Origin of the sequence: Mesonia maritima, assembly GCF_042433895.1 — a bacterium.
GTDB classification, from domain to species: Bacteria; Bacteroidota; Bacteroidia; order Flavobacteriales; family Flavobacteriaceae; genus Mesonia; species Mesonia maritima.
In genome coordinates this window covers 1-1,263 of the sequence record NZ_JBHLUA010000010.1, presented here as the reverse complement: position 1 = coordinate 1,263, position 1,263 = coordinate 1, and the positions used below count along the sequence as shown (strand labels likewise).

The following is a 1,263-nucleotide window of genomic DNA, read 5'->3' as shown; positions in this document are numbered from 1 at the left end:
AGATGGGCAAGCGCAATTTGATTTAGGTGCTTTAGATAATACAATAGACGGTGGAGCGAGTAATGTTACGGTAAGCTATCACGCCAGTCAAGCATTTGCTAATGTAGGAACCCCTACACTTCCGATGCTATATACTACAGCAAGTACTACGGTGTTTGCTCGTGTAGAGTCTAACAGTCCTGCGGGATGTTATAACACGGTGGCGGTAGTGTTAAACGTAGAAGACGTTCCTAATCTTCCTGCATCAGTTCCTAACTTAGAACTTTGTGATACAGAGCAAGATGGGACACGTGAATTTGATTTAACCAGTCAAGCTTCGTCTATTGCTGCAAATGAGCCTAATCCAGGGGATTATACATTAACTTATTATGCAAGTCAAACTGATTTGCAAAACGATACCTCTATACCAGGTGCTGATTTGAGCGCTTATGAAAATACCTCTGATCCACAAACAATTTATGTAGAGGTGGAAGGAACTAATGCTTGTACTTCTGTTATCACGTTTGACTTGATAGTAAACGACCTGCCTTCTTACAACACTCCTGTAGAATTATCTATTTGTGATGATGGGTCAGCAGATGGAATCGCTTCTTTCAATTTGAACAATGCTACCTCTCAGATATCCAGTGGTTTTAACAATCTAGTGATTAGTTATTATGAAACTCAAGCGGGAGCAGATGCAGGAGATCCTTCGGTTGAACCTGCTCTTCCCCAAAATTATACTAATGGGAATCCTTATAATGATACAATTTATGTAAGGATAGAAGATAGTACTACGGGTTGTTACACAACCGATAGTTTAGATTTAGAAGTAATAGCTTCTCCAGATGCCAATCCTGCCGGTCCTTTAGAGGTTTGCGAACAAAATAATAGTGGAACCGCTCAATTTAATTTGTCACAATTAAATGGAACGATTAATAACAATCCTAATGTAACTATAACCTATCATGCTAACCAGGCAGACGCCAATGCAGGAACTCCTACAGTTCCAGTATCATATACCACAGCAAGCACCACAGTATTTGCTCGCGTAGAAGATAATAGCCTAGCTTGTTATAATACAATAGGTATCACGCTAACCGTATTGGAGCAACCTAATTTGCCTTCAACCATCTCACCTTTAGAACAGTGTGATACAGAAGGGGACGGTACACGCGAATTTGATTTAACTTCTCAAGAAGGAGCTATTTTAGCGAATGAGGCTACCTCTGGAGATTTCACGGTAAGCTATTATGCGAGCGTACAGGATCGATCTAACGGTAA

The 1,263-nt window shown here is 40.4% G+C and carries 1 pseudogene; it reads left to right on the top strand.

Annotation, left to right across the window (positions count from 1 at the left end):
• A pseudogene (locus ACFFGL_RS06510) lies at nucleotides 1–1,263 on the top strand (hypothetical protein); the annotation flags it as partial.